Annotated in this window: 1 protein-coding gene and 1 pseudogene; one reads left to right on the forward strand and one right to left on the reverse strand. The window is 36.8% G+C overall.

All coding sequences use genetic code 11. The features are described 5' to 3' along the window. The first annotated feature begins 172 nt into the window (after positions 1–172). Complete coding sequence (locus ACFO3G_RS03460) at positions 173–2416, forward strand: cytochrome c biogenesis protein CcsA (protein WP_380078016.1); 2244 nt, start codon at positions 173–175, stop codon at positions 2414–2416. A gap of 332 nt (positions 2417–2748) precedes the next feature. On the opposite strand, the pseudogene ACFO3G_RS03465 reads toward ACFO3G_RS03460, so the two are convergent. Further along, a pseudogene (locus ACFO3G_RS03465) lies at positions 2749–2846 on the reverse strand (transposase); the annotation flags it as partial.

The raw sequence follows: 2846 nt of genomic DNA on the forward strand, positions 1-2846 counted from the left end.
AAAGTTTGCTTTAGCCATTGTTTCTCAGTATAAAGACAAACTTTCCCTACGGAAGAGGTTGTTTAAGGCTGCTTTAAATATGGACTATCTCAAAAAGCTGCTAAAGATTTGATGCGGTTGCCCTGTATATGGGGTGCTTTTCGGATGGCTGTCGTTTTTGATTATTACTTTTATGATTTCTATTAAAAAGGCCTTTTCGTCAATCCTTATATACATTCCTTTTGTTGCCATCTTTCTTCTGATATTTGTCTTGGCAACAGCAACCTTTGTTGAACATTTCAAGGGAACTTTGTATGCACAAAAGATCTTTTATCACTCAATTTGGTTCATAACTCTTTGGTTTATGATAGTTGCTTCCTCTTTGTTTATTCTAATTAAATTGAGAGAGAGGATGCGTAGGTCTGTCATCTTTCTTCATCTTTCCTTAATGGTTATTCTCAGTGGTTCTTTTGTGACATTTGTGTCAGCAGAGAAAGGTAAATTACACTTTAAAGTGGGGGAGTCCGTTAGTTCTTTTGTGGATGCATCCGGAAGAAGTCAAACCCTCCCATTTAGCATAAAACTTGATACCTGCTTTTTTGATTACTATCGGGGAACAGCCTCTGTACGAAACTATATTTCCGATATTCAGATTCAGGTATCCGGACAAAAGACCCCATTTCGATTGTCCATGAATAAAATTGCTTCATATAAGGGGTATCGATTTTATCAAAATAGGTTTGATACAAATGCCTCTGGACTGACTTTACTTGTCAATCATGATCCGGCAGGTATAGCTGTCTCTTATTTGGGTTATGCCTTATTTCTCATTTTTATGATCATATTTCTATTATCACCAAAAGGTAGTTATAGGCAACTTTTGAAGAGAATATCCAAGTATTCCTTTGTGTTGTTTATTGTGTTGAATCTATCTTTCATGGAGTCTCAAGCTTCCCCTCGAATTGTTCCAAAATCGGTGGCGCAAGCATTGGGAAACTTGCAGGTGGAGTATAATGGGCGGATAGCTCCGGTCAACACAGTGGCCTCGGAGTTTACAAAGAAATTGACAGGTGATAATGATTATAATCATCTTACATCAGATCAATTCTTCTGGAGCTGGGTCTTCTACTTTGATGATTGGAAAAAAGAGCCTGTCTTGTTTGTTAAGAGAGGCCCGCTTAGAGATTACCTTCATTCATCTGCTTATGTTTCACTTGTGAGCCTTTTTGACTATAAGAGGGGATATGCGTTGAATTCAATACTGCAGAAATCAGATTTGACTCATCCCAATAGGCTGGAGAATTCCGCTGAATCCCTCAATGAGAAAGTGCAGTTGTGTATGCTTCTCCATGAAGGACAGCTTCTAAATATTTTCCCATTACAGGTGAAAAGTCATATGCTTTGGTTGGCTCCAACAGATTCAATACCGGTTTCTTTGTCAAAGGAAGATAGTCTTTTTATAAAGGGCATTTTCCCGCTTCTATCCGAGTTGATGCTCCATCATGATGAAAAGGACCTTATGGACGTAATAGTCAAGTTTAGGCGATACCAACAAATCAATGCAAAAGATTCGTTACTTAAACCATCCAAGGTAAAGGCTGAGATTATGTATAATTCGCTTCCTCTTTTGCAAGTCATTTATCGTCTTAACCTGCTGATGGGATTGCTCGGCTTGGCATTTTATATATTCAGAATGTCTTCAAAGTGTTTTGATCATAAGAGGTTATATGGGATTCTTCGTTTTTTGTATCGTATAATATTGTATCTCTCATTTGCTCTTCTTCTATGCGCAGTAGGGTTGCGTTCCTATATCGTAGGAAGAATCCCTATGTCTAATGGGTACGAGACAATGGTAATGATATCTTTGTGTTCGATGATTTTGGGACTTATTGCAAGCCGAAAGATATTTTTGCTTCAGATATTTACTTTTCTTGTATCCGGATTTTTTTTATTAGTAGCGTCTTTGAGTTTGATGGATCCTAAAATAACTAATCTGATGCCTGTACTGGGCTTTCCACTATTGACCGTCCATGTGTCTGTCATAATGATTGCTTATGCCATGATATCCTTTACCTTTCTAATTTCCCTAACTGCTATAGGTATTCGTGTATTTTCCAATGATACAAACAAGTTGTTGCAACTAAGAGATTTATCATTAATCTTTGTTTATCCAGCATTGCTGTTTCTTGCTACGGGTATTTTTGTTGGGGCTGTATGGGCAAATGTATCTTGGGGTAGTTATTGGTCTTGGGATGCCAAAGAGGTTTGGGCTTTGATAACCTTCATTGCTTATATGATACCTATCCATAGTAGAATTCTTGCGTTTTTCAAGAGGCCTTTGACTTTTCATCTCTATTTATTATTTGCATTTGCTACAGCAGTGATGACCTATTGGGGAGTCAATTACGTTCTCGGAGGAATGCATGCTTATTCATAATATGGGCATGGTGAATTATAAATGAATCTTAACTATGGAGTTGGTATTGCTTGAACTGAGATTTGTCGTTAGATGGCAGGTTCTAATGTTTGTCATTAGAAATAGATTTTTAATACATTGTTTATCATCGCTTTATAATATTAGAAGATGATTATTGTCTTCTAAATTTTCCCTGCCACTCCGGTGTGATGTTGTAAAGATAACACTGGCAAACATTTAAATCCCAATAGAAAAAATAGAGTATGAATAGTCATCAGACTAATTCATATTTGTAGAAGGTTGATAAAAATAGGCTTATTGTTGATCAATAGTTCGTTAAAAAATATCCAAGCCTAAGCGGCTCTGGCAGTAAATAAAATGAGTTCTTTGAAAAGTTTGTCAATAACTTGCGGGTCTGGGCTAATCCCAAACACGCAAATAAATCGTTCAA

Source organism: Falsiporphyromonas endometrii, assembly GCF_042654485.1.
Taxonomy (GTDB): domain Bacteria; phylum Bacteroidota; class Bacteroidia; order Bacteroidales; family Porphyromonadaceae; genus Porphyromonas; species Porphyromonas endometrii.